Below are 25,221 nucleotides of genomic sequence, written 5' to 3'. Positions count from 1 at the left end.
ACGGTTGTTCGGAAAATGGAAATCCAAGGCCCGTTCAGTTGTCGGATGAAGCCTCTTTGAGTCGAGGCTTGTATAGGGGGACGTATTTTCGTTTTCTGGTGGGCTTGATCATTGATGTAGCTCCTGGAGTTAAGAGATTGACACCGTTTCGCTTGCACTTCGAAATAGGCGGCAGCTATGCGTAGGTGTGCAAGACCGATCCAGGAATCGGCAGACCCGAGGGTCTCCCACGCGTAGCTGCCATAACGCGAACAATAACGTGCTTATATTCATATCGAAAAAGCCTCACCAGCTTCCAAAGGGAATGCCGAATTTTTCGACATAGGCTTTGGATTCCTCTTCAAAGTCGTAGTACTCGCCGTTCGACATCCCTCTGTAGGGGCCTTCGGGATTGATCGTGCCTTGGACGCGAGTGACTTCGGTAGATTTCAGGCAGGGCCCTGCTAACCACACCTTGGCGATGCCACCTGGGGCCAGACCGATAACCAGCAAATTTCGATAATCAAATATCCACTTGTCATCAGCACGGCAGAAGACGTTTTCACGCTTGAGCATGGTTTTTCGCGCCGATTCCGGAACCTCGATATAGGCCTCATAGGTTTGTGGTTCGGCGATGGATTGCCAGCGTACGTAGACGAGGCGAGGCAGATCAGCCCCCATCACATATCGGCCCTTTCCCCCTACGTGATCTCTCCAGCCCGCGGGTTTACCTCGAAATTCCTTGGGCACCCCTTTGCTCAACGCGCGGGGATACCCCATTGCAGGTATGCCGCTACCCGCGCCTCGGAACAATCGCCTGTTGATATCTACGACATCTGCCGTTTCTATCCATACATCCATGTAGTCAGGAGCAAAAAAATCGAGACTCCAAGCGTCGTAGGGCAGTGATGTAGGGGCTGCCAAAGCATATCCATGTAAAAATACAATTAAAAATATAGAGCCTATCCCAAGCCGAAAGGAGTGCTTATTCATTGGGATACACCGCGCGTTCATGCTTGTCGGCTGGCCTGTCGGCAAAAGTGATATTCATATCGCTAGTGCTGCGGCCTATGGTTGCATTCCAGTTAGCTGATAGATGGATGTAACGATTAATCAGCAAGCGCTCTTCAATAACGCTCAAGTTCAGATGACGGCTTTCGCCAACCGCGTAAGCCATAAGTTTTTGAGCAACAATCTGTAGTTCTTCTGGTAAGACGAATTTTGGATCTGATTCTTTTATGACCCGAAATGGCACACCCTCCCTCACCCCCAACTCCCTCATGATGCGCAGGTAGATCAAGGCCAGATCGTTACGCACTATCCGGTTGCTACTGACCACCGCGTAGACATCTTTGCATCTGCTCTCGCCGTTCTTGGTGTTGCCCCAATATTCTTTCGACCATGTGCTCACCCCCAGCTCCAGCGCATCCAAATTGAGCTTTTTCTGAAGTTGAGCCAGTTCGTACTGGGCCATACGATAGGCGAGCGTGTTGATAGATGGTGTGAATAAGTCAATGTCCCTGCTACGGAACGGCTTGCTCAACAGAACCCGTTCGTTGGCTCTCGGAAGGTAACCTCCGCCTAGGTCCGAATGGGCGCCGGGCAGTACGATATCGGCCGCACCGGCGCTGTTGAGCGAGAAGTTGTGGCGGTATTCATCTCTGGCGACCAGATGCACCACTTTTTTGGCTATGTCAGGTGCTAAATGCAGTTTGAGACCGGGATTGATGTCGTTGTGAAGGCTCAGGTCGTTATCAGCCAAGTTGGCTATGGCTGCGACGGTGTCGAAAATCCCGATAAAGTTAATGGAAAAATCGGTTTTTACGCGCCAAGAGAAGCCCTCAACAAACAGCTTTGCATAGGCTGGCAGTAAACCTGCCAGAGGACCTTCCGCTCCTTTCATTACTTCGTTGGCAAAATGTCTTGCGGCCGCTGCACCGCGACTGAAGCCGAAGATGTCGAATTCAATGCGCTCGATTTTGCGATCAGGGTTGGCTATTCCAAATTGTTGCGCTTTTTTGTGGATCATTGCCGGACTTTGATCAACTCTGGCCAACACACCTTGATCACCCCTTCCGGTCATTTGTGAGTAACGTGAATCCGCTCCCCCCCCATGTGTGCCGATGCCCTCCAGATAAACAGGGATGAATCCAATCGTTTCATCATCGGCCAACTGCCGCTTGCTGTCATCGCGATAAAGATCATGCAGCTTCGCCACATTGGTCGTGTCGTTTCCGTAACTGTTGTTCGGAGTTTTGCCCTTGCCGTCATACCCATGTTTTTCGCAGAACAACCGAAGATCTTCTGCTACCTCCAGCAAATTGACATCCCGCGCATAACACCCCGCAACCAATTCACTATTGGATCGGTTGTTGGCTGTGCCATCGAAAAATACGCCAATGCGTAACGTGAGCCCTTGCTCTTCGACTTCCTCTTCTTCTTCCTCCATATCGTCCATGCGATCGTCCAGCGCAGCCAACGTCATGCTTTTCGGGAGTAAGCGACCAGGGTCAAACAATGCTTGCAGTGGTTGGCCTGCCGCCAGCGGAGCACCGCCTTCCACGATGGGCACGCTGCTGAAAATCCCCTCCGTGTTGATCACGAGGTGGTGACCACCTGCGTGCAGCGTCAGGCTCTTGTCCGCGCTGATGACCACATCGGAAGAGGTGACATGCGCCTGCTTGCTCGCCTGAATCACCAGCGAACCCTCGACGTTCGTGCTGCAGTCGCCAGTGACGGTGAGTACTTCATTTCCGCCAATCACGGTATTGCGCAGACCTTCAGTGGTACGAGTGTCATCGCCTTTGATCAGGCTGGTGTTGTTGCCATCGACCTGTTCGAAACGGTCGTTGCCAATGAGCAGGTGACTGTCGCGAAGAATCAATTGTTCGAGATCACGCTGTGCGCGCAGGTAGATTTTTTCCAGCCCGGCGCGGTCCTCAATTGAGAGCTCGTTGTAACCGCCGTTACGCGGCGAGCTTTGGCTGCGCAGCACAGTTCTGGTCTTGTGCTCGGGCAATGTGTGGGCGGTGGAGTTGATTCGGTTGGTCACGCATCCGGTAATCAGTGGCTGATCGGGATCACCCTCCAGAAAGGTCACCACCACTTCCATTCCGACACGGGGGATGGTCACGGCGCCAAAGCCTTCGCCAGCCCATCCGGACGCTACCCGCAGCCAGCAACTGCTGAACTCGTTGTTGAGTTCGGCCCGATCCCAGTGGAATTCGACTTTGACGCGGCCGTATTCATCGCAGTAGATCTCTTCGCTGGCCGGACCTGTGACGCGTGCGGTCTGGCACACCAGTTTTCCTCGCGGGCACAACGGAGGGCGGTAAGCGATTTCAGCCTGAATGGCGCTGAAACGGTTGCGATAGCCGTGGCTGAAACCTTGGGCGGGCGGGCCGCCGTGAACCATGGTTTCTTCCAGTACCTGAGGTTGTTTGCCTGTGTGGGTGACGCTGACCAGCAGCCACTTGTCGTTGCAGACATGACGCGGATGTTCGATCAGGTCGAACACATGACCGCTGCGCAGGTTGGGCTGATTACTTTCGCCGTGAACCAGTTGGTAGTCGACCCGGCGTCGCTCCAGGGACTGGCGTGCGAGTTTACGACAGTGTTCATCGGACCTCCTCGGCAGCGGGTAGCGATAATCTTCAAGCTCGGGCGTGAACGCCGTCGTGAAGCGACTTTCCATCAACCGGTTCGGGCGTTTCAGGTCATAGCTGCGGTGGGTGACCCTGCTGGTGCGAGAGCTGAACGACATGTTGAATCGACTGACCACTGGATGCTCGGCGACCATACCGGCGTCACGCCGGTAAGGGGTTGCTTCGAGCAAGGGGAGGAACACCGGGTCGTCGGTAAACACCAGCAAATGGCCTTCAGGAGAATGCTGGTGGTGCCAGGCAATGCCGTCCTCGGCGCAAAGGCGCTGGATGAAGTCGAAATCGCTCTCGTCATATTGCGTGCAGTACTCCCGCTCCTCGCTGGTCCTCACGTGGAAGATGAATACGTCGGTTTGCAGGCCATGTTGCTGGAGCACCTGGGTGATGATCTGGGGCACTGTCAGCTTCTGGAATATCCGCTGGTTGTAGCTGAGCTTCAGATAGTGGAGGGCAGGTACCAGGCTCAAGTGATAGTGGGCCAGGCGGTTGCCGAGCTCATCCGCGGCGACATGCTCGATCCGGCCATGAATACCTTCGCCATTGCTGCCGAATTGCAAAAAGGCCGGTTGGCTAAGCAGGTTCTCGATTTCGAAATCCGGGTATTCGCTGACCACCTCAAGGTCCAGTGAATACAAGGCACTGAGTGATTCCGTACCGGTGAATGAAAGGACCTGGAAGTCGTTGCGGATGTTCGGAATCGAGAGGGTAAAGAGGGCTGCGCTGGTCGGTGCGAACATGCTGTTTATCCTTGTTGTTTTCAGCTCTTCCTTGAACTGAGAGGGAAACAAAACACGACGGTGAACTGTGCGGAGTTCGACAAAACATTTCGCAAGCTAGCAACAAACTTTGAGGAATGATGTAGGACGGTTCTTAGAGGTAAGTGTGAAAATTCAGTAATGTAAAAAGAGCAAATTCCGTTTCTTGATTAAATGTGTCTAGCACGGGCGTTCTAATGACGATTCATCACTTTATTCGTGCAATCGTCAAAAATTCGGAATGGTCCTACATTCATCTTTTTTTATTTTTGGCATTCTTTGCATCCACATCGGTGAGACGCGCCGATAGCTACTGGGTGATGACGGCTCAGGCAGATTCGAGGTTTAAAGCCCAACGTGGCCGGGCGGGGTTTTCAGCTGTGAATAATTAAAGCTGGTTAGCTTGCTGCATAACTATTAAGTGCAGTCATGAACGCAACTCGGTACTGAAAGTGTCTCAATAATATTTTGTAACTATTCGGCGCCATTCAAGTGCCGCTGACGCTCAATCGTAACCAGAAATAAAAAACATGGACTACTCGAACAAACTGTTCACTCATTATCTAGACCTCGCCAAAGTGCCTGTTTCCACGATGCATTTTGCGGGTGAGAACGTTCGTTTTTCGAACGAATATGAGGTGCTGGAAAGCGAGCTGGCCAAGGCTTCGTCAATGCACGAGAACGGGCAAGTCGACTGGTTGAAAGTCCGAGAGGTCAGCGAAAGCTTGCTGCGTAGCCAATCCAAAGACCTGCGTGTAGCCGTCTGGCTGACATGGGCGTTGTATCAACGCGAGTCTTTTCAGGGGCTGCTTGCGGGTCTTGGCCTGCTGCGCCACCTGTGTGAACACCATTGGGCCGACGTTCATCCTCTTAAAATGCGCACCCGTGCCGCTGCAGTCAATTGGTTGGTGTCGCGTCTTGAGCGGGTGTTGACTGAAAACATCGCCATCAAAGACCAGCTGCCGATGTTCCGTTGCCTCGTGGAGCAGCTGGAAAGCCTTGATTCTATTTGCTCCATGCACTTGGGTCACGATGCGCCGTTGTTGCTGCCGATCTGTCGCCGCCTGAAAAACCGGGTTCAACGCGTGGCCGATAATCAGTCGGAGCCTGGTGTGCTGGGAGGCGCTGTCGCTCAGGTCAAACAGGTTGCTACGCAATTGTTCACTCCTGGTGCGCCAATCGACAGTGAGAAAGATGCCCAGAAGGCTATGCGCACGCAGCAGGAAAGCGCACGTCCGTTGTGTGCGTGGTGGCGTAAACAGAACGCCACCGATCTGCGCGCGCTGCGCTTGAACCGTACGCTGCTGTGGCTACCCGTCGACATGCTTCCTGAGCGCAACGCCGAACGGATTACCCTCTTGCGCGGCTTGCCTGCGGACGAGCTCAAGAGCTATCAGGCGCGTTTCGACCAAGGCCAGTTTGCAGATCTGTTGGTGGAGTTGGAGGCGAATCTGGCAAGAGCGCCATTCTGGTTCGACGGTCAGCGAATGGTCTGGGAATGCCTCCAGGCACTGAACGCCGACTTGGCGATGCGGGAAGTGGAGATCCATCTCGCATTGTTGGTTCTACGTCATCCGGGGCTTGTCGAATTGCGCTTCCAGGATGGCACGCCGTTCGCCGATCCGCTCACCTGTGCCTGGATCAACGCCAATGTCATGCCCTATCTGCAGACCAGCAATGAGTCTCCCAAGGTCGATGATCAATACGCTAAGCCTGTTTGGGAGAAAGCTCTCGAGGACGCGCTGACAATTTTGCGCAAGGACGGGCTCAAGGCTGCCGTGCAAATGCTCAAACAGGGTCTGCAACAAGCTCGAGGCGGGCGTGCGCAATTCCTATGGCAGTTCACGATCGCGCGACTGTGCTTCATGGCCAGGAAATTCGAACTGGCCAAGACCCAGCTCGAAACCCTCGATCAGATATTGCAGGACTCAGGCCGGAATGCCTGGGAGCCTGACCTTGCTCTGCAGGTGCTGCACTTGCTGCACAGCTGCTGCGAATTGTTGCCGCAGAACCATGCGGTGCGTGAAAGCAAGGACGAGATTTATCGCAGGCTGTGCCACCTCGATCTTGAAGTGGTACTCGAATAGGCCCCAGGGCCGCAACCGCAAGGAGAAACGCCATGGCCAAAGAAGGCTCGGTCGCCCCCAAGGAACGCATCAACGTCACTTTCAAGCCGGCCATTGGTGGTGCCCAGGAAGAGATTGAACTGCCCCTGAAGCTGTTGGCTATCGGTGACTACACCCACCGCAAGGATGAGCGAAAAGTCGAGGACCGCAAGCCGATCAGTATCGACAAAATGACTTTCGATGAGGTGCTGGCCAAGCAGGAACTGCAGTTGGTGATCAGCGTACCGAACCGACTTCAGGAAGGTGATGACGCTGAGGAGCTGGCCGTGAAACTGAACCTCAATTCGATGAAGGACTTCAACCCTGCGAGCCTGGTGGAGCAAGTGCCAGAGTTGAAGAAACTGATGGAGCTGCGTGATGCCTTGGTAGCCCTCAAGGGCCCGCTGGGTAATGCCCCTGCGTTCCGTAAAGCCATCGAAGGTGTTCTCGCTGACGACTCCTCGCGCTCTCGTGTATTGAGCGAGCTGGGATTGAAAGCCGTCGAGCAAAGCGCCTGATTCTCCATCAGTCAAGGAAGCCAACATCATGAGCACGAATGCAGAGCAACAAAACAGTCACGAGAGCGGGCAGTACAGCATCCTCGAAAGCATCATCGCCGAAACCCGCCTGAAGCCGGATGACGAAGCATACGACATCGCGAAACGTGGCGTGTCGGCGTTCATAGAAGAGCTGCTAAAGCCGCAAAACAACGGTGAGCCGGTCAAGAAAGCCATGGTTGATCGGATGATTGCCCATATCAATGCGAAGCTCAGCTGTCAGATGGACGAGATACTTCACCATCCTGACTTCCAATCCCTGGAATCATCCTGGCGTGGCCTGCATCTCTTGGTCGACCGCACCAACTTCCGCGAAAACATCAAGATTGAAATTCTCAACGTCTCCAAGGACGACCTGCTGGAGGATTTCGAAGACTCCCCGGAAGTGATGCAGGCCGGCTTGTACAAGCATGTTTACACCGCAGAATACGGGCAGTTTGGTGGACAGCCGGTGGGGGCGATCATTGCCGACTACTTCATGTCCCCCAGTTCGCCGGACGTGAAGCTGATGCAGTACGTGTCCAGTGTCGCCTGCATGTCTCATGCGCCTTTCATAGCGGCAGCAGGTCCGAATTTCTTCGGTCTGGAAAGCTTCACCGGCCTGCCGGACCTGAAGGATCTGAAGGATCACTTCGACGGCCCTCAATTCGCCAAGTGGCAGAGTTTTCGAACGTCTGAAGATGCTCGTTATGTCGGCCTGACCGTGCCGCGTTTCCTGCTGCGCACGCCATACGACCCGCAAGAAAATCCGGTGAAATCGTTCGTATACAAAGAAAACGTCGCCAAATGCCACGAGCACTACCTATGGGGTAACACTGCCTACGCGTTCGCCACCAGGCTGACCGACAGCTTCGCCAAATTTCGTTGGTGCCCCAACATCATCGGTCCGCAAAGTGGTGGTGCCGTTGAGAATCTGCCGTTGCATCATTTCGAAAGCATGGGCGAAATCGAAACCAAGATCCCGACCGAGGTACTGGTGTCGGACCGTCGCGAGTACGAACTCGCGGAGGAGGGCTTCATCTCCCTGACCATGCGCAAAGGCTCCGACAACGCGGCGTTCTTCTCCGCCAGCTCAGTGCAGAAGGCCAAGTTCTTTGGCATCAGCGCAGAAGGCAAGACAGCTGAGCTCAACTACAAGCTCGGTACTCAGTTGCCTTACATGATGGTTGTCAATCGGCTGGCTCATTACCTGAAGGTATTGCAGCGCGAGCAGTTGGGTTCCTGGAAGGAGCGCACCGACCTTGAGCTGGAACTCAACAAGTGGATTCGCCAGTACGTCGCCGATCAGGAAAACCCGAGCGCCGAAGTTCGTGGCCGCCGCCCGCTGCGCGCAGCCCAGGTCATCGTCAGTGACGTGGAAGGCGAGCCAGGCTGGTACCGCGTCAGTCTCAACGTGCGCCCGCACTTCAAGTACATGGGGGCCGATTTCACCCTGTCACTGGTAGGCAAGCTGGACAAGGAGTAAGGGACGCGAGCCATGACTGGATACGGCAGCCTTTTCGAGCGCTTGTGTGGCGATACGGAAGAACGGGGCGGGTGGAACCATGAGGCCTGCGCCATGGCGTCGGTGGCTGCCCATCTCGCCAGGATGCTCAGCACCCGTGCAGGCAGCGTTCAGACGTTGGCTGATTATGGTCTGCCAGATCTCAATGACATGCGTCTGAGCCTGCACGACTCTTTGAATCAGGCTCGCCTGGCCATCGAACGCTTCATCGAGGCCTACGAACCGCGTTTGAGCAGCGTGAACGTCGTCGCTCTCCCGCATGAGCAGAATCAGCTTCGCCTGTCGTTCGCCATCGAAGGCCTGCTGAGAGTGGAAGACTGCAAGCGTCAGGTCAGTTTCATCGCGTGCCTGGATGGCAGCGGTCAGGTCAAGGTCAGCTAAGGAGCTTCATACGGTGTCCTTCAACCACTACTACCAAAGTGAACTCACAGCACTTCGCCAGCTGGGTCGTCGATTCGCCGAGCGCAGCCCGGCATTGGCACCTTTCCTGGGGCAGGCTGGGAGAGATCCGGACGTGGAGCGCTTGCTGGAGGGGTTTGCATTTTTGACCGGGCGCTTGCGCCAGAAGCTCGATGACGAACTGCCGGAGCTCAGTCATTCGCTGATGCAGCTATTGTGGCCCAACTACATGCGGCCACTGCCCGCATTCAGCATTTTGCAGTTCGAGCCCTTGCAGCGTACGGGTTCCGCGTTGCGGGTCGAGCGAGACACGCCAGTCGAGAGCCTACCTGTCGATGGGGTGAGCTGCTGTTTCCGCACGTGCTATCCGGTTGAACTACTGCCGCTGAATCTCGCCGGGTTGAATTACTCAGTAACGGGCGAGGGTTCGCTGTTGAGTATGCGTCTGGAAATGAGTGTTGAAGGCCACCTTGGCGAGATGGAACTGAAGCGCTTGCGCCTGCACTTTGCCGGTGAACGCTACATCAGCCAGATGTTGTACCTCAGTCTGCTACGCAATCTGGACGGTATCGAACTCGTCCCGCTGGACGCCGTCGGAGGGCCTGTTACAGGGGAAGACGGTACGCCAATGACGCTCAGGATACCGGGTAGCTGCGTGCAGCCGGTGGGGTTTGCCGAAGAGGAGGCGTTAATCCCGTATCCCCTGAATACGTTTCGTGGCTATCGCTATCTGCAGGAATACTTCGCTTTCCAGGACAAGTTTCTGTTCGTCGACATCAGTGGCCTGGATATTCTCGAGGCACTACCGGCCAGTATCCTTAAACAGGTTCGTGGTCTCGAATTACGTTTCGGTATCCGTAGCAGTGGGATCCAGCGCCTGCGTCCGACACTCGACAACGTAAGGCTCCACTGCACGCCGGTCGTCAATTTGTTCAAGCACGACGCCTTGCCAATCCGTTTCGACGGCAAGCAGGACGAGTACCTGTTGCTGCCCGTCAAATACGATCCGCAAAGCTGCGGTGTGTTTTCGGTGGAAAGTGTGACCGGATGGAATGTCGGGGGGCGCGGATATGAAGAGTATGTGCCGTTCGAATCCTTCGAGCACGATCCGAGTTTCGATGTGTCCACCAGTCGTCCCCATTACAGCGTGCGCCAACGGACTTCCTCGCTGCACGATGGGCTCGATACTTATCTGAGCTTTGGTGTTCGCGACACCGAAGTACAGGAAACCCTGTCGATCGAGCTGACATGTACCAATCAGAACCTGCCACGCAAGCTCAAGCTTGGTGACATCTGCATTGCCTGCGAAAAAACGCCCGAGTTTCTCAATTTCCGCAATATCACGCCCGTCACCAGTAGTTTTGCGCCACCAGTCAACCGGGATTTCCTCTGGAAACTGATCAGCAACATGTCGCTCAACTACCTGTCGCTGGCCGACGTCAATGCGTTGAAGGTGATTCTGGAAACCTATGATCTGCCGCGCTACTACGATCAGCACGCAGAAAAAGTCAGCAAGCGCCTGTTAGGCGGCCTCAAGTCGATCAGGCATCAGCACGTTGACCGACTTCATCAGGGGTTGCCGGTACGTGGCTTGCGTACCGAACTGACCATCGACCCCCAGGGGTACATCGGCGAGGGCGACTTGTTCGTTTTCGCCTCGGTGCTCAACGAGTTTTTCGCGCTCTACGCCAGCCTTAATTCATATCACGAGTTGCGGGTCAAAAGCACACAAGGAGAGGTGTACCAATGGACGCCACGTATGGGGCTGCAGCCGCTGCTTTGAGCGGGCTTACCCGTTGCATACGCGAGTACTCGATGTTTCAGGCTGTGCTTCTGGTGCTTGATCGGTTGCGCGATGCGCACCCGCAGCTGAGTGAAGACGACCTGTACGACCAGCTGGAATTCCAGGCCAACCCAAGTCTTGGTTTTCCCGGCAGCGACATTGATCGTGTGGAGTTCTTTCAAGAGCATGGGTTGATGCGCGCACGCCTGCGCTTGAACCTGATTGGCCTGGTCGGCTCTGGCTCTCCACTCCCGGCGTTTTACGGCGAACAAGCATTGGGCGACAGCGAAGATGGCAACACGATCTGTGGCTTCCTCGATCTTTTTCACCACCGCCTGCAACGATTGATGTTGCCGATCTGGAAGAAATACCGCTACCACGCCAGTTTCACGAGTGGTGCCCGCGACCCGTTCTCTGCGCAACTGTTTGCCCTTATCGGTCTCGGCGGTGAAGAGATCCGCCACGCCAGGGAACTGAACTGGAAGCGCCTGCTGCCGTATCTCGGTCTGCTGAGCCTGCGGGCGCATTCGGCGGCGCTGATCGAAGCGGTGCTGCGTTACTACTTCAAGCATGCCGAGCTGATCATTGAGCAGTGCATCGAGCGTCGCGTGGTCATTCTTGACGAGCAGCGCAATCTTTTGGGATGTGCCAACAGCCTGCTGAGCGCAAACCTGGTCCTGGGCGAGCGAGTGCGCGACCGCAGCGGAAAATTCCGTATTCACATCCGTGAACTCGACTGGCGGCGTTTTCACGAATTCCTGCCGATCGGTTTTGGCTACCAGCCGTTATGCGCGCTGGTGCGCTTCACCTTGCGAGATCCGCTCGATTACGACATTCGCCTGGTACTGCGAAGGGAGGAAGTCCGCGAACTGCGTATCGGAGAGCAGAACGCGTGTCGCTTGGGTTGGACCAGTTGGCTGGGCTGCGAAAAAGCGGACGGCGTGGTGACCCTGGGCAGCAAAATTCATTAAGGGAATGATGGACAATGATCAACGTAGATCTGCAACAACTGATTCAGACACTCGATGCCGAGACGCGTCTTGATCTGGAAAGTGCTGCCGAGCGATGCGTCGCCCGTGGTGGCAGCAAGATCCTTGTCGAAGATTTGCTGCTGGGATTGCTGGAGCGACCGCACGGTTTGCTGATACGCGCGTTGCGCGACGCAGAAGTAGATGCCGGCCGACTGAGTGCGGCCTTGCAATCGCGAGTTGAACACAATGCCTCGCGTAATCCGGTGTTTGCCCCGGAACTGGTGCAATGGTTGCAGGATGCGCTGCTGGTGGCGAATCTCGAATTGGGCCAGACAGTCGTCGAGCAGTCTGCGCTTGTCCTGGCATTACTGCGTAACCCTATGCGCTACGCCGGCAGTCGTTACCAGGCATTACTGGCCGGATTGAACATCGAGCGCTTGAAAGCATTCGTTCTGTCGGAGCGAAAGCAGGCGGCGACTGACGGTCCCGTCTCGTCGACAGAGTCATTGCTGGAGCGCTTTACCCACAACCTGACCCAGCAGGCTCGCGACGGCAAGATTGATCCGGTGTTGTGTCGTGATGGTGCGATTCGGCAGATGGTCGACATCCTGGCTCGTCGGCGCAAGAACAACCCGATCGTGGTCGGTGAGGCAGGTGTAGGTAAAACCGCCATTGTCGAGGGGCTCGCTTCGCGCATTGCCGCAGGAGAAGTACCCCCAGTGTTGAAAGGTGTCGAACTGTTGTCCCTGGACATTGGGCTGTTGCAGGCCGGGGCCAGCGTCAAAGGTGAGTTCGAGCGCCGCCTCAAGGGTGTGATCGACGAAGTCAACGCCTCATCGAAGCCCGTCATCCTGTTCATTGACGAAGCGCACACTCTGATTGGCGCGGGTGGCAATGCAGGGGGGAGCGACGCAGCCAATCTGCTCAAGCCGGCGCTGGCACGTGGTGAATTACGCACGATCGCCGCGACCACCTGGACCGAGTACAAGAAGTATTTTGAAAAGGACCCGGCGCTGGCCCGTCGATTTCAGCCGGTGCAATTGCATGAACCGACTGTCAGCGAGGCGGTGACCATCCTTCGCGGGTTGGCGCAGGTTTACGAGAAAAACCACGGTATCTATCTGCGTGACGATGCGGTGGTTGCTGCGGCGCAATTGTCCGCGCGCTACCTCGCAGGTCGTCAGTTGCCGGATAAGGCGGTCGACGTGCTCGACACCGCCTGTGCTCGAGTGCGCATCAGTCTTGCCGCTGCCCCCCAAGACCTCGAGCACCTGCGGGGTGAACTGATCGAGGGCCGTCGTCAGAGTCAGGCGTTACGCCGTGACGCCGAAGCCGGCCTGCTGATCAATCATGCGGTGCTGGAGGTGTTGGAGGTTCGTCTGGCCGCGATTGAAGACGAAAAAGTTGTGCTGGAAACCCTGTGGGACGAACAGAAGTCACTTGCCCAGGATCTACTTGATCTGCGTCGGCAACTTGCCGAGGCGCGTCAATCCGGTGCCGTGGAGTCTGTCACAAACCTGGAAGTTGCCTTGAACGATGCCCATCGCGCCCTGACCGAGGCTCAGGTTGAACAGCGTCTGGTGAGTTTTGAGGTATGCCCCCGGCTGGTGGCCGAAGTTATCAGCGCCTGGACCGGTGTACCAGTGGAGCAAGTAGCACGTGAGCATAACGCCAGGGTCGCGAGTTTTGGCGCAGACCTGCGCGCCCGTATCCGTGGTCAGGAGCAAGCCATTCAGGCGCTCGACCGTTCAATGCGTGCGGTTGCTGCCGGCTTGAACAACCCGGCAGCACCGGTGGGTGTGTTCCTTCTGGTTGGCCCGAGTGGCGTTGGTAAGACCGAAACTGCGCTAGCCCTTGCCGATCTGCTTTACGGCGGTGATCGTTTCATCACTACCCTCAACATGTCGGAGTTTCAGGAGAGGCACACGGTTTCGCGCCTGATTGGTGCTCCGCCCGGTTACGTCGGCTACGGCGAAGGCGGCATGCTCACCGAAGCGGTGCGCCAGAAGCCGTATTCGGTGGTGTTGCTCGATGAAGTTGAAAAAGCCGACCCGGATGTACTCAACCTGTTCTACCAGATCTTCGATAAAGGCGTGGCCAATGATGGCGAAGGGCGCGAGATAGATTTCCGAAACACGTTGATCCTGTTGACCTCGAATCTGGGCAGCGAGCAAATCGACGAGCTCTGCGCCAACAACGTGCGTCCTGCCGTTGAGGTGCTCGAAAAAACCATTCGCCCTGTGCTCAGCAAGCACTTCAAACCTGCTCTGCTGGCGCGCATGCGTGTAGTGCCTTACTACCCGGTCAGCGGGCCGGTGTTGCGCGAGCTCATCGAGATCAAACTCGGGCAATTGTGTGAACGTTTAAGGCGACGTCAGCTGGATTTCACTTACTCCCCAGGTCTGGTCGATCACCTTGTTGCACGTTGTACGCAAAGCGGCAGCGGTGCGCGGTTGATCGATCATCTGTTGGACCTGCACTTGATGCCTCGGATTGCTGACCGCCTCCTCGACGCGATGGCCGGCGGTGTAAGTCTCAAAAGCGTCTACGCGACGCTTGATGGACATGCCGCCGTGACTTGCGAGTTTGCTTGAGGTGGGTGTCATGTTTACGCATGTACCGCAGCCACTGGTGTATGCCGAGTCTCTTTTGGCGCACTTTTCCAGCTTGTCCCTCTCGCCGGACGGAGCGTCGTTGCTGGCGGATTTTGCGCGTGCAGGGGCAGAGTTAAGTGGCTGTGAGTTGACGCAGGTGTATCTGCTGGATGTGACACGTACTCATCTGGGCATGAGCGTCGAGTGCTTGAATGGCATTCTGCAGCCCCGTGATCCAGCCAATCTGCCAGCGAATTACAACGGCGAGCAGTTGCTGCAATTCGCCCTGTGTCAGAACCGCGTAGTCAGCCTCTGCGAGTTGAGCGGGAGTCTGCACGACACAACGTTCCTGCCGACGCAGCCCCGGCCTTGGCAGTCGTTGTTGTGCGTCCCTCTGGTCAATCGTAGCAAGGCTGTCGAAGGCTTGTTGCTGTGTGCCAGCCGTCAGCACATCGACTTGCAGGGTTTCGCCGACTCCCTGGGTCGACTGGGGTCGTTCGTGCTCGGCCAATTGCACTTGTTACAACGGCTACGCAAGCCCGTCGGGGAGACCCAGCTGGTGCGCAGCGTCCCGAACGTCAGCGGGTATGGGTTGATTGGCAAGAGCAAGGCCATGCGCGACACCTATTCGTTGATCAGTAAGGTGCTGCACAGTCCCTACACCGTGTTGTTGCGTGGCGAGACGGGCACTGGCAAAGAGGTGGTCGCCCGAGCAATTCACGATGGTGGTCCGCGCCGCGCCCAGGCGTTCATCGTGCAAAACTGTGCAGCGTTCCCTGAGAGCCTGCTGGAAAGTGAGCTGTTCGGCTACCGCAAGGGGGCTTTTACCGGGGCCGACCGTGATCGGAGCGGCCTGTTCGACGCGGCCAATGGCGGCACCCTTCTACTCGATGAAATCGGTGACATGCCGTTGCCCCTGCAAGCCAAGTTGTTGCGCGTGTTGCAGGAAGGCGAGATCCGTCCTTTGGGCTCAAATGTCACCCACAAGATCGATGTGCGGATCATTGCCGCCACGCACCGGGATTTGCAGTTGCTGGTCAGCGAAGGCAAGTTTCGCGAAGACCTGTACTACCGCCTTTCACAATTTCCGATCGAGCTACCTGCCCTGCGCCATCGCGCAGGAGACATTCTCGACCTCGCTCGATATTTCGCTGACCAGGCGTGCTCTTTTTTGCAGCGTGAAGAGCTGCTGTGGTCGGACGCTGCGTTGGACCATCTTTCCGCCTATGCCTTTCCCGGCAATGTGCGCGAACTCAAGGGCCTGGTCGAACGCGCGGTGCTGTTGTGCGAGGGGGGAGAGCTGCTGGTTGAGCATTTCTCTCTACGCCTTACCGCTGCACGTGACGACACCCGCCTCAACCTGCGCCAACAGTTGGACCAGGTTGAGCGTGGCCTGTTGCTCGATTGCCTGCGCAAGAACGACGGCAACCAGACCGTGGCTGCCCGCGAACTCGGCCTGCCACGCCGCACGCTGCTGTACCGACTCGGTAGGCTCAACATCAATCGGAGTAACCGCGATGTCTAGAACGCAGAGTGTCGTTTTCACTTCATCCATTTCCGGTAACGCCACCCGAGAGGGGTGTCCCGTGGGTTATCCACCTTTGGAGTTGTTCTGATGTCTGTTCGTCACTGCCCGGCCGTCGTGCTGACCCTTGTTGTTCTATTCGGTGTCGTCGGATGCGGCGGCAATTACAAATTCAATGACAGCGCCTATAGACCATTAGGCGATCCACAGGCGGCCAATCGCGGCAAGTGATCACAAGGAGTATCACCATGGAGTTGGTTCTCGAGCTGCAGAACAACAAACAGTTCGTTCCCGCGATGGCGTGGCGCAAGACTTTCAGGCAGGCCGGTGGCGTCATCGGTCGAGAAGAAAGTTGCGATTGGGTCATCCCGGACCGTAAGCGTCAGTTGTCCAAGCAGCACGCGACCATCAGTTACCGCGATGGCGTATTTTTCCTGACGGATACCAGCAGTAATGGAGTCCAGGAGCGCAAGAGTGGTGTGATCTTGCGCAAGGGCGTGGCGACGCCTATCGAGCAGGACAACCTCTATGTGCTGGGTGATTTCGAGATCCGGGCGCAACTGGTGCGCGATCCGGCAACTTTCGATAGGAGCATCGGATGCCTGCGAGCGACGAGCAGCACCATTCCGGACGATGCGTTTCTCAATCTTGAGCTCGACCCGTTGCTGGCGCTCGATGCGCAGGAGAGGACGTACTCGGAGTTTGACGAGCTCATTTCTCCTGGTCCCAGCTTCGCAACCAACTGTCAGCGTGCCGACTATGCGCGTATCGACACGGAGTGCCTGATTGTACCCGAGCTGGTAAGCGCGTCGGATGAGGCCAGGCCCGAAGCCGCACAGTCTCAGACCGAGAGCTTTTGGGAGCAGTTCGGTACTGCGTTGGGCATCAAGCTCGAAGGCCGCGACCAAGGTGCCCGTGAAGCCCTGGCGCTGAACGTTGCTCACTTGCTCAAGCAAAGTATTCGATGGCTTGCAGCAGAGTCTGCGCACTCGCAGCGAGCTGAAAAACGAGCTGCGCCTGGCCATGACCACGGCGCAAGTTGCAAACCGGGACCCTTTGAAACGCGCCGTCGATGCAGATGAGGTGCTGGGCCTTCTGTTACAGCCGAGCAAGCCGGGGCAGTTGACCGCGCAGCAGTCGATCCTCCGCGCGCACCGGGATTTGCAAGCGCATCAGGTGGCCTTGCTCACCGCCACCCGTGCAGCTGTTCGGGGTGTGCTCGAGCATTTTTCCCCAGAGCAACTGACCTTGAGATTGGAGCGAGACAACCCGCCGTTGTTCGCCACGTCCTCGAGCCGATGGAGAGCCTACGGCCGTTATCACCAGTCTTTACGCCAGGACGATGACTGGATCGAGCGTCTGCTGGCTCGCGATTTCGCTCAGGCCTACGAAGAGCAGGTCCGCCTGATTTCCACTCTTCATACCGATCATTAAGGATGATGTGCATGTCTTGTTCTTCGAGTGTTTTTCTCAAGCGTCTGATGGTGATTGCGATCACGGTGCTGCTCGCCGGTTGTTCGGCGCTGTCGCCATTTTCCCAAATGACCAAGGTCAACCTGACGCTCACTGGCAGTGACCGGCTGAATCCAGACCTTAATGGACGCCCATCGCCAATTGTCGTACGCCTGTATGAGCTCAGCCATCCGGTGGTTTTCGAGAATGCCGACTTCTTCAGTGTGTACGAACGCGCCAAGGAGTCATTGGCGCCGGACCTGGTGGCCAGCGAAGAGCTCGAATTGCGCCCAGGTGAAACCGTGGAGCTCATGCTCAGCGTGGAGAAGGGGAGTCGCTACGTCGCAATCCTGGCGGCTTATCGCGATCTTGCGCATACCCAATGGCGCTACACGGCGCCGGTGACTCCGAAAGCAGTCACTGATGTTGCTCTGATCCTCGATGAGATGGGCATTCGCAACAGCGCTCAAACGACTATCAAGGCGGATGACTGATCATGAATGCCGATAAAGTCATCTGGCAGGAAGGCATGCTGCTGAGGCCGCAACATTTCCAGCATCACGATCGCTACTACGCCCACCAGTTGAAGACTCGCACCCAATTGCTGGGCAGTTACACCTGGGGGTTTCTTGGCCTTGATGTTGATGTGCAGTTTCTCAACATGGGAAAACTGGTGATCAGGCAAGCCTCGGGAATTTTGCCGGACGGCAGCCTGTTCGAACTCGGTGGCAGCACTGAGCCGCTGGCTCTGGATGTACCGCCGAACACAGGTAGCACGCCGATCTACCTGGCGCTGCCGCTGGTTACGGGGAATCACATTGAGTCGCGTCGACAGGAACAATCTGACGTACTGGCGCGTTACACCGTTTACCCAACCGACGTGGCCGACTCCAATGCTGGCGAAGGGGGGATCAGCCAGGTCAGCTGTGGTCGGCCGGACTTCAGGCTGCTGCTCGGTGAACAGCAGAGTGATCAGGCCTATGTGAAGCTCAAAGTCTGCGTCGTGCTCGATACCACCCCCGACGGCGTGATCAGCCTCGATCCCGATTTTGTGCCGACCTATCTTCGGACACATTCTTCCAGCTACCTGATTTCGTGTCTGAAAGAAGTGATCAGCATGCTCGGCATTCGTGGTGACACCATCGCCGAACGCATCCGTTCCAACGGCAAGGTGGGCGGTGCGGAAGTCGGTGACTTCATGATGTTGCAACTGATCAACCGCACCGAGCTGACACTTCGCCATTGCCTCGGTCTGGATCAGGTTCATCCGGAGGAGTTGTACCGCACCTTGCTGACAATGCTCGGCGACCTGGCGACATTTTCCAGCGACAACAAACGCCCACGGCTGGACAGTCGATACCTGCACAGTGATCAGGGCACAAGTTTTCGCAAATTGATGGAAGTCATTCGTGAGGCTCTGTCGATGGTGCTCGAACAGCATGCCATCGAGCTGGCTCTGCAGGCCCGGCAGTACGGAATCCTCGTTTCTGCATTGCATGACCATACGCTGCTCGGTTCAGCCTCTTTCGTGCTGGCGGCCAGTGCCCACTGCGACTCGGAGGAGTTGCGCCATCGCTTGCCTGCGCACCTCAAGGTAGGTCCGGTGGAGAGCATTCGCCAACTGGTCAATCTGCATCTGCCGGGCATCAAGGTCAAACCGTTGGCTGTCGCTCCGCGGCAGATCGCATTTCACTCCAATAAAACCTATTTCATGCTCGAACTCAGTACCGAGGACCTGGCCCAGTTGGAGCGCTCAGGCGGCTTCGCGTTCCACGTATCCGGTGAGTTCAACGAGCTTGAACTGAAATTCTGGGCTATCAGGAACTGAGCGACATGACCAGGGACATGGAACACCATCAGGATGACAAAACTGTCTTGCTTGACCACTGGGGACAAACTCCCGAGCACAATCTGCTGACCGATTGCGCCGCACCCCCTCGCTTCGAACACCTCGACCAGAGAATGATTTACGCCGCGCAACGTAGCCCGAAGCAGATGTTCAACATCAGTCTCAATGTGCTGGTGGCCGCCAGCTCCAACCTTCTTTCGGAAGTGGTGCAACTCAAGCATCGCGATACTCCCGAAGATCTTGTCGCGCTCAAACAGCGGCTAGGTAATGAGCTGGGACTCTTTCAAGAGCGCGCATTGCGCGATGGTGCTGAAGAGAGCCTGGTGACAACCGCGCGTTACGTGCTGTGCACCGTGGTCGACGAAGCCATCGTGACCACGACCTGGGGCAGTGTGAGTGACTGGTCACAGATGAGCCTGCTCAGCACTTTCCACAACGAGACGTTCGGTGGTGAAAAGGTTTTCCTGCTACTGGAGCGCTTGTTGAAGAGCCCGGTCAGGCATTTGCCGATGCTGGAGCTGATCTACTTGTGCTTGTCCCTTGGATTTGAGGGCAAGTACCGTGTGCAGGTACGCGGCACGGTTGAACTCGAAGATTTGCGCGACGGGCTGTATCGGCAGATTCGCCAGCTGCGCGCAGATGTGCCCCGTGAATTGTCGCCGCATTGGGAAGGTTTGAGTGATCCGCGTCGCAACCTTGTACGCATCGTGCCGGCGTGGATGGTGGTGTTGTTCACCGTGGTCTGCCTGTTGGTGATGTTCTCGAGTTTCGCCTGGGTATTGGGCGAGCAACGTGACACCGCACTGAAACCCTATCAGCCGCTGGGTATGACCATGGTTCAGCCACGGTCGCAGGCGTAGGCAGGGGGCGTGATGAAGAATTCTCTCAGAAAAGTCGCCGCCTTCCTGGTCAAGCCTTGGGTCTGGACGCTGTTGTTGACGCTGCTTGCCGCGCTGTCCGTGTGGTTTTTCGGCCCTTATCTGGCAGTTAATGACTACAAGTTCTGGAGTGAACGGGGTTCCCGTCTGTTGACCATCAACGGACTGCTCCTCATCTGGGGCCTGACGATGGTCTACATCAGCTGGAGTGCTGGAGCGCGCAAGGCAGATATCGAGAAGACCGAGGACGGTCAGGACCGTATTCGCCGTGAGAAGTTGATCGACGCAGAGCTCAAGGAACTTCGCACGCGTTTCAAGGGGGCAATAGCAACCCTGAAGAGCTCAAGTCTCTACCGGGGTAGCGACAACAATTGGCGTAGCGATTTGCCCTGGTATTTGTTGATCGGACCCCAAGGCTGCGGCAAGACCAGCCTGTTGGACTTTTCCGGGCTCGAATTTCCGATCAACCGAGTTGACCACCATCAGAGCGGCGACACGCTGTGCACTTCCCATTGCGACTGGTATTTCGCTGAGCAGGGTGTGTTGATTGACACTGCCGGACGATACCTGAGTCAACCCGATGCCGACGTAGATGGTCGTGCCTGGAGCACTCTGCTAGACCTGCTGCGCAAGCGCCGCCGTAACCGACCATTGAATGGTGTACTGGTGGTCATCCCGGTGGAAAGATTGCTCGCTGACAGCCACGAGGTTCTCGAAGCGCTGGCTTGCCAGGTACGTGCACGCCTCAATGATGTGCATCAGAAGCTGCATGTCGATGCTCCGGTGTATCTGGTACTGAGCAAGGCTGACAAGCTGCTCGGGTTCGAAGAGTTCTTCGATCAATTGACGCGCGAGGAGCGTGATCAGGTGCTCGGTTCGAGTTTCGGTGAAGAGCAGTCACATGCCGACGTCAAGGTGGTGCGCAGCGAGTTCGAAGCGCTTCTGCGCCACCTTAACAGCCAGGTGATCATGCGCATGCATCAGGAGCGCAATACCGAGCGTCGAGGCCGCATTCTCGACTTTCCTCACCAGATGGCGCAGATCGGCGAGGGCTTGTGCCTGTTTGTCGAAATGGCTTTCTCGGGTAATCGGTACCAGAGTGCCTGCCTGTTACGCGGCTTTTATTTGACCAGCGCACTTTACCTGGCAGGCGTCAGCGAAGACGCAAACCGGGTCGATAAAGCCCACGCCCGCTCGCTTGTGCGCACGGGCCGTTCACGGTTCATTCATCACGTGCTCAGTCGAGTCATATTTCCCGAGGCTGATCTGTCCGGGCTGGACAAGCGTGAGCGCCACCTCATCCAATGGGGCCAACGTGCGTGGTACGTTGCCGCTTTGGCGACCCTGGGTCTGATCGGTCTGCTGTGGGCCGGCAGCTTTTCCACCAACCATGAGCGTTTGCAGAAGCTGCGAGGGCTGACCACTGAGTGGTCGCTGCAGCGCTCAGCTCTGAGCGCGAACGATGATTTCGCAGCGGTGCTCACGACCCTCGATACCAGCTATGCGACGACGCAAGTCTTTCCGGAGAAAGGCGAGGTTTCGTATTACGAGCGCAGCGGTCTGTATCTTGGGGGCGATATCAGCCCTAAGGTCAAGGCGGCATACAACCGAGAGCTTGCTGCCCAGCTGTTACCCAGGGTCGCTGCCGTGCTGGAAGGACAGATTCGCGCCAATTTCAAGGATCGCGAAAGTCTGCTCAACAGCTTGCGAGCCTACTTGATGCTGAATATGAAAGATCGTCGCGAGGCAGCCTGGCTGAAGGACTGGCTTGCCGCTGACTGGTCTTCACGTTATGCCGGCAATCCCGACGTTCAGTACGGTTTGAACAATCATTTCGGACGCTTGCTCACACAGCCATTCGCCTATCCATTGGACGACCAGCTGGTTGCACAAGCGCGTCAGGTACTGCGCAGCGAGTCGCTGGCCAACGTGGTGTACCGGATGCTGCGCGAACAGGCCAGAACACTGCCAGAGTACCGTTTGAGCCAGTATTTGGGGGGCCAGGGAGCGCTGTTTGTCGGCACCGACTACGTAATCCCGGGCTTCTACACCCAGCAGGGGTATCGGCAGTACTTTTCGCTCCAGGGCAACGCATTGGTCAACGATATCCTGCGGGACAACTGGGTTTTGGGTGAAGGCTCGGATATCAGCAGCGGGGACCTGCGACGGCTGATGGGCGAACTGGAGCAGTTGTACTTTCGCGACTACGCCAACTTCTGGAGCGATGCGGTCGGTCAGGTGGCGTTGCTACCTATCAGCAGTGCACGGGAGGGCGCCGAGCAATTGGCAGGTTTGACCGCGGCGAACTCGCCCGCCTTGCTACTGCTGGCGCAAGTGCGCGAGAACACGCTTTTCCCGATGATTACCGTCAGTGCCGATGACGTCACGAATATTGCCGGGAAACTGGGCGAGAAGGGCGGTCAACTTGCTATGGCCGCCATTGGCACAGCATCGGGTGCAGTCAGGAACCTGCCCAGCAATGCGAAGGATTCCCTGCAGCGTCGCTTCGAGCCGCTGCACCGTCTGCTGGATGAGGACAACGGCCCCACCGCCGAGTTGACTCCGGTGTTGGCCGCAATGAACGACCTGCAAATGCAGCTGGCCAGTCTCGCCCGTGCCAGCGCTCCGGATCAGGCGGCTTTTGAGATGGCTATAACCCGCATGGGAGGCCAGCGTGATGCCCTGAGCGACCTGCGCCAAGCATCTAACCGGCTGCCACGCCCGGTCAGCACGTGGTTGAACGTACTGGCCGAAGACAGTTGGCGCCTGGTGCTCAACGATTCCTATCGGTACTTGAACCAGCGGTATCAGAGCGAGGTGTACAGCTTCTACGGCAAGGTGATCAACAAGCGTTACCCGTTCAGCGCTCACAGCAGCAGCGATGTCGCGATCAGCGACTTTCGCGAATTCTTCAAGGCCCAGGGCATTGCCGATCGCTTCTTCGACAATTACCTGCGGCCATTCGTGAGTGGTGATCCGGGTCACTATCGTCTGCGCAGCATCGACGGTCAAAGCCTGCCGATTTCCAGAAACTACCTCGACCAGATGGCGACTGCGCAAGTGATTCGCCAGAGTTTCTTCTCGATCAACCCTGCTGAACCGCAAGTGCAGTTCAAACTGCAGCCCTACACCCTTGACCCTGCTGTCAGCCGTTCCGAGTTCAGGTTTGGTGATGGAGTCATCGAGTATCGCCATGGCCCAATTGTGCCGGTGGCGTTCAAGTGGCCGACGGATACTGACGGCGGCCGCGCCAGTCTGGTCCTTGATAGAGCGGTGGGCCGTCCGATCGGCATTGAGAAAAATACGGGGCCATGGTCGTTGTTCCGAATGCTCGACTTGATGCAAACCGAGTATCTCAGCGGTCGTGATGTACTGGTTCTGAAGGCTGATGTAGGCGGGTTGCGCGCCAATTACCTGCTGAACAGCCAGCGCACACCGAATCCATTCGACCTGGGCCCGCTACGTACCTTCCGCATGCCGGTGCAGCTCTGATGGCAGTGGCTCGCCCCTGGCGCAGTGCCGGCCGGACCGATGCTGGCAAGGTGCGGGTGCGCAACGAAGATGCCTTCCTCGATTGTCCGCAGCAAGGGTTATGGGTTGTCGCGGATGGCATGGGTGGTTATCAAGGTGGTGATATCGCGAGTCAATTGATCGTCGCCAGCCTGGCGCAATTGCCTGCACGGGATGACCTCGACGAGCGACTCGAGGGCGTCCGACAGTGCCTGCACTGGCTGAACCGCCGACTGGGACAGGACCTGACTCTCGCTGCCGGCCGTCACGACAGCGTCATGGGCAGTACCGTAGTCGCTCTACTGGTAGATGGTCGCCGTGCAGCCTGCATCTGGGCTGGCGACAGCCGTTGCTACCTGTGGCGCGGCCAGCGCTTGTACCAGTTGTCCAAAGACCATTCGCTACAGCAGCAACTCATTGATGAGCAGCAATTGAGCCTGGAAGATGCGGGGGCCCATCCTGCGGCCCGCGCCTTGACCCGTGCCATCGGCACTGCCGAACAGCTGAAGTTGGACGTGCTCGAGCTTGGCATTTATCCCGGCGATACCTTTTTGTTATGCAGCGATGGTTTGTACAACGGTCTGGGGCCCGACGCACTGGGCCGTGCCCTGAACCTGGCTGCACCGCAAGTGGCGCTGGAACACCTTTTCGATGGAGCACTGCGTGGCGCCGCCCGGGATAATCTGACAGCCATCGTGATTGGCCAATGAACCTGATCGCTTCGCGAGGTGGCTCATGTGAGGAACGTGCCGATCAACTGACGTACTTCGCGTTCGCTAACGCTTCCGGGACTGAGCGGGCGTCGACACCCAAAAGCACCCGTGTCAAAGAGATGCCTGACGTACTGGCCGGCCGCTACCGTATCGAGCGTCTACTCGGGGCTGGTGGCATGGGGGTGGTTTATCGAGCGCGCGACTTGTTGAGCGAGCAGTTTGGTGATGCTGATCCTTACATAGCGTTGAAAGTGCTCAATGAAGAGGTTTGCGGAGCGCCAGACGCCGGCATTCTGCTCTACAACGAGTTCGCCCTGACCCGACGCCTTCGTCACGACAACGTCCTGCGAGCTTATGCCTTTGACGTGGATGCCGACTGCCAGCGCGCATTCATTATCATGGAACTGGTAAGCGGGCTGACGCTGGACAAACTGCTGTGCGAGCGGCCGTTGGGACTGCGCTGGGCTGAATTACGCGGTATCGCGTTTGCGCTACTGGGAGCATTGGCCTACGCCCACGCTCGTGGCGTATTGCATGGTGACATCAAACCCAGCAACGTGATCCTTGGTGATGATGGGTTGCGTCTGTTCGACTTTGGCCTGGGGCAGGCCGAGGAGGACATCTTGCCTGGGCTGGCACACCTCAATCGCGATCGTTTCAATGCCTGGACGCCAGCCTACGCCGCGCCGGAACTGCTCGAAGGGCAGCGATTGTCAGCCAGCACTGACGTTTATGGCGTGGCCTGTCTGCTCTATGAGCTGGCCAGCGGCAAACACCCATTCCGGCGCTTGCCCTCGACCCAGGCACGTGAACTGCAGCTGGATCGCGAGCTTCAACCGCCTCGAAACCTCCCCGGCCATTGTTGGCCCGCGCTGCAAACAGCGTTGGCCTTCGATTCGACCCAGCGGACCATCACTACCGACCAACTGCGCGACAGCTTCAACGGTAGCTGGAGGCAACACATGACTTGGTAGTCATTGGCGTC

17 protein-coding genes and 1 pseudogene are annotated in these 25,221 nt (G+C 57.0%); 16 read left to right on the top strand and 2 right to left on the bottom strand.

The window, feature by feature from the left end; all coding sequences use genetic code 11:
* Positions 1–285: 285 nt before the first annotated feature.
* Positions 286–972 carry a DUF2931 family protein gene (locus ABVN20_RS13485; RefSeq protein ID WP_368556191.1) on the bottom strand — a complete coding sequence of 229 codons (687 nt, stop codon included), beginning with the start codon at positions 970–972 and terminating at the stop codon, positions 286–288.
* Entirely contained in the window at positions 965–4,378 is a 3,414-nt protein-coding gene (tssI, locus tag ABVN20_RS13480; RefSeq protein WP_368556189.1) for a type VI secretion system tip protein TssI/VgrG, read from the bottom strand. The genes ABVN20_RS13485 and tssI overlap by 8 nt, the downstream gene beginning before the upstream one ends.
* A gap of 548 nt (positions 4,379–4,926) precedes the next feature.
* Between tssI and tssA the strand changes: the two genes are divergently transcribed.
* From tssA to ABVN20_RS13400, 16 genes and pseudogenes are all read left to right on the top strand, one after another.
* A complete protein-coding gene (gene tssA / locus ABVN20_RS13475) occupies positions 4,927–6,483 on the top strand; it encodes a type VI secretion system protein TssA (protein WP_368556187.1) in 1,557 nt (518 codons plus the stop codon).
* Between the two features lie 32 nt (positions 6,484–6,515).
* The gene (gene tssB / locus ABVN20_RS13470) at positions 6,516–7,019 is read left to right on the top strand and encodes a type VI secretion system contractile sheath small subunit (RefSeq protein WP_368556186.1); all 504 of its coding nucleotides are present in this window, start codon (positions 6,516–6,518) and stop codon (positions 7,017–7,019) included.
* Between the two features lie 28 nt (positions 7,020–7,047).
* Positions 7,048–8,523 carry a type VI secretion system contractile sheath large subunit gene (tssC, locus tag ABVN20_RS13465; RefSeq protein WP_368556185.1) on the top strand — a complete coding sequence of 492 codons (1,476 nt, stop codon included), beginning with the start codon at positions 7,048–7,050 and terminating at the stop codon, positions 8,521–8,523.
* Positions 8,524–8,535: 12 nt separating this feature from the next.
* The gene (gene tssE / locus ABVN20_RS13460; RefSeq protein ID WP_368556183.1) at positions 8,536–8,943 is read left to right on the top strand and encodes a type VI secretion system baseplate subunit TssE; all 408 of its coding nucleotides are present in this window, start codon (positions 8,536–8,538) and stop codon (positions 8,941–8,943) included.
* A gap of 13 nt (positions 8,944–8,956) precedes the next feature.
* Positions 8,957–10,744 (top strand): type VI secretion system baseplate subunit TssF, encoded by a 1,788-nt coding sequence (gene tssF, locus ABVN20_RS13455; protein WP_368556181.1) that lies wholly within the window; start codon positions 8,957–8,959, stop codon positions 10,742–10,744.
* Positions 10,708–11,715: a type VI secretion system baseplate subunit TssG gene (gene tssG / locus ABVN20_RS13450; RefSeq protein WP_368556180.1), complete on the top strand. Its 1,008-nt coding sequence runs from the start codon at positions 10,708–10,710 to the stop codon at positions 11,713–11,715. Before tssF ends, tssG begins: the two co-directional genes overlap by 37 nt.
* 14 nt (positions 11,716–11,729) lie before the next feature.
* Positions 11,730–14,309 (top strand): type VI secretion system ATPase TssH, encoded by a 2,580-nt coding sequence (gene tssH / locus ABVN20_RS13445; RefSeq protein ID WP_368556178.1) that lies wholly within the window; start codon positions 11,730–11,732, stop codon positions 14,307–14,309.
* Positions 14,310–14,319: 10 nt separating this feature from the next.
* Positions 14,320–15,834 carry a sigma-54 interaction domain-containing protein gene (locus ABVN20_RS13440; RefSeq protein WP_368556177.1) on the top strand — a complete coding sequence of 505 codons (1,515 nt, stop codon included), beginning with the start codon at positions 14,320–14,322 and terminating at the stop codon, positions 15,832–15,834.
* Positions 15,835–15,924: 90 nt separating this feature from the next.
* Complete coding sequence (locus tag ABVN20_RS13435; protein WP_368556175.1) at positions 15,925–16,065, top strand: type VI secretion protein; 141 nt, start codon at positions 15,925–15,927, stop codon at positions 16,063–16,065.
* 17 nt (positions 16,066–16,082) lie between these two features.
* A pseudogene (tagH, locus tag ABVN20_RS13430) lies at positions 16,083–17,268 on the top strand (type VI secretion system-associated FHA domain protein TagH).
* Positions 17,269–17,279: 11 nt separating this feature from the next.
* The gene (tssJ, locus tag ABVN20_RS13425; RefSeq protein WP_368556174.1) at positions 17,280–17,780 is read left to right on the top strand and encodes a type VI secretion system lipoprotein TssJ; all 501 of its coding nucleotides are present in this window, start codon (positions 17,280–17,282) and stop codon (positions 17,778–17,780) included.
* 2 nt (positions 17,781–17,782) lie between these two features.
* The gene (gene tssK, locus ABVN20_RS13420; RefSeq protein WP_368556172.1) at positions 17,783–19,114 is read left to right on the top strand and encodes a type VI secretion system baseplate subunit TssK; all 1,332 of its coding nucleotides are present in this window, start codon (positions 17,783–17,785) and stop codon (positions 19,112–19,114) included.
* 5 nt (positions 19,115–19,119) lie between these two features.
* Positions 19,120–19,995 carry a type IVB secretion system protein IcmH/DotU gene (gene icmH / locus ABVN20_RS13415; protein WP_368556170.1) on the top strand — a complete coding sequence of 292 codons (876 nt, stop codon included), beginning with the start codon at positions 19,120–19,122 and terminating at the stop codon, positions 19,993–19,995.
* A gap of 12 nt (positions 19,996–20,007) precedes the next feature.
* Positions 20,008–23,505, top strand: coding sequence for a type VI secretion system membrane subunit TssM (gene tssM / locus ABVN20_RS13410; protein ID WP_368556168.1), 3,498 nt, complete (start codon positions 20,008–20,010; stop codon positions 23,503–23,505).
* Positions 23,505–24,233 (top strand): PP2C family serine/threonine-protein phosphatase, encoded by a 729-nt coding sequence (locus ABVN20_RS13405; protein WP_368556166.1) that lies wholly within the window; start codon positions 23,505–23,507, stop codon positions 24,231–24,233. Before tssM ends, ABVN20_RS13405 begins: the two co-directional genes overlap by 1 nt.
* Entirely contained in the window at positions 24,230–25,210 is a 981-nt protein-coding gene (locus ABVN20_RS13400; RefSeq protein WP_368556164.1) for a serine/threonine-protein kinase, read from the top strand. Before ABVN20_RS13405 ends, ABVN20_RS13400 begins: the two co-directional genes overlap by 4 nt.
* The last annotated feature ends 11 nt before the right edge of the window (positions 25,211–25,221 follow it).

Source organism: Pseudomonas sp. MYb118 (genome assembly GCF_040947875.1).
GTDB lineage: Bacteria > Pseudomonadota > Gammaproteobacteria > Pseudomonadales > Pseudomonadaceae > Aquipseudomonas.
Note: the sequence above shows the minus strand (reverse complement) of the source record. Positions and strands in the feature narration are given on the sequence as shown.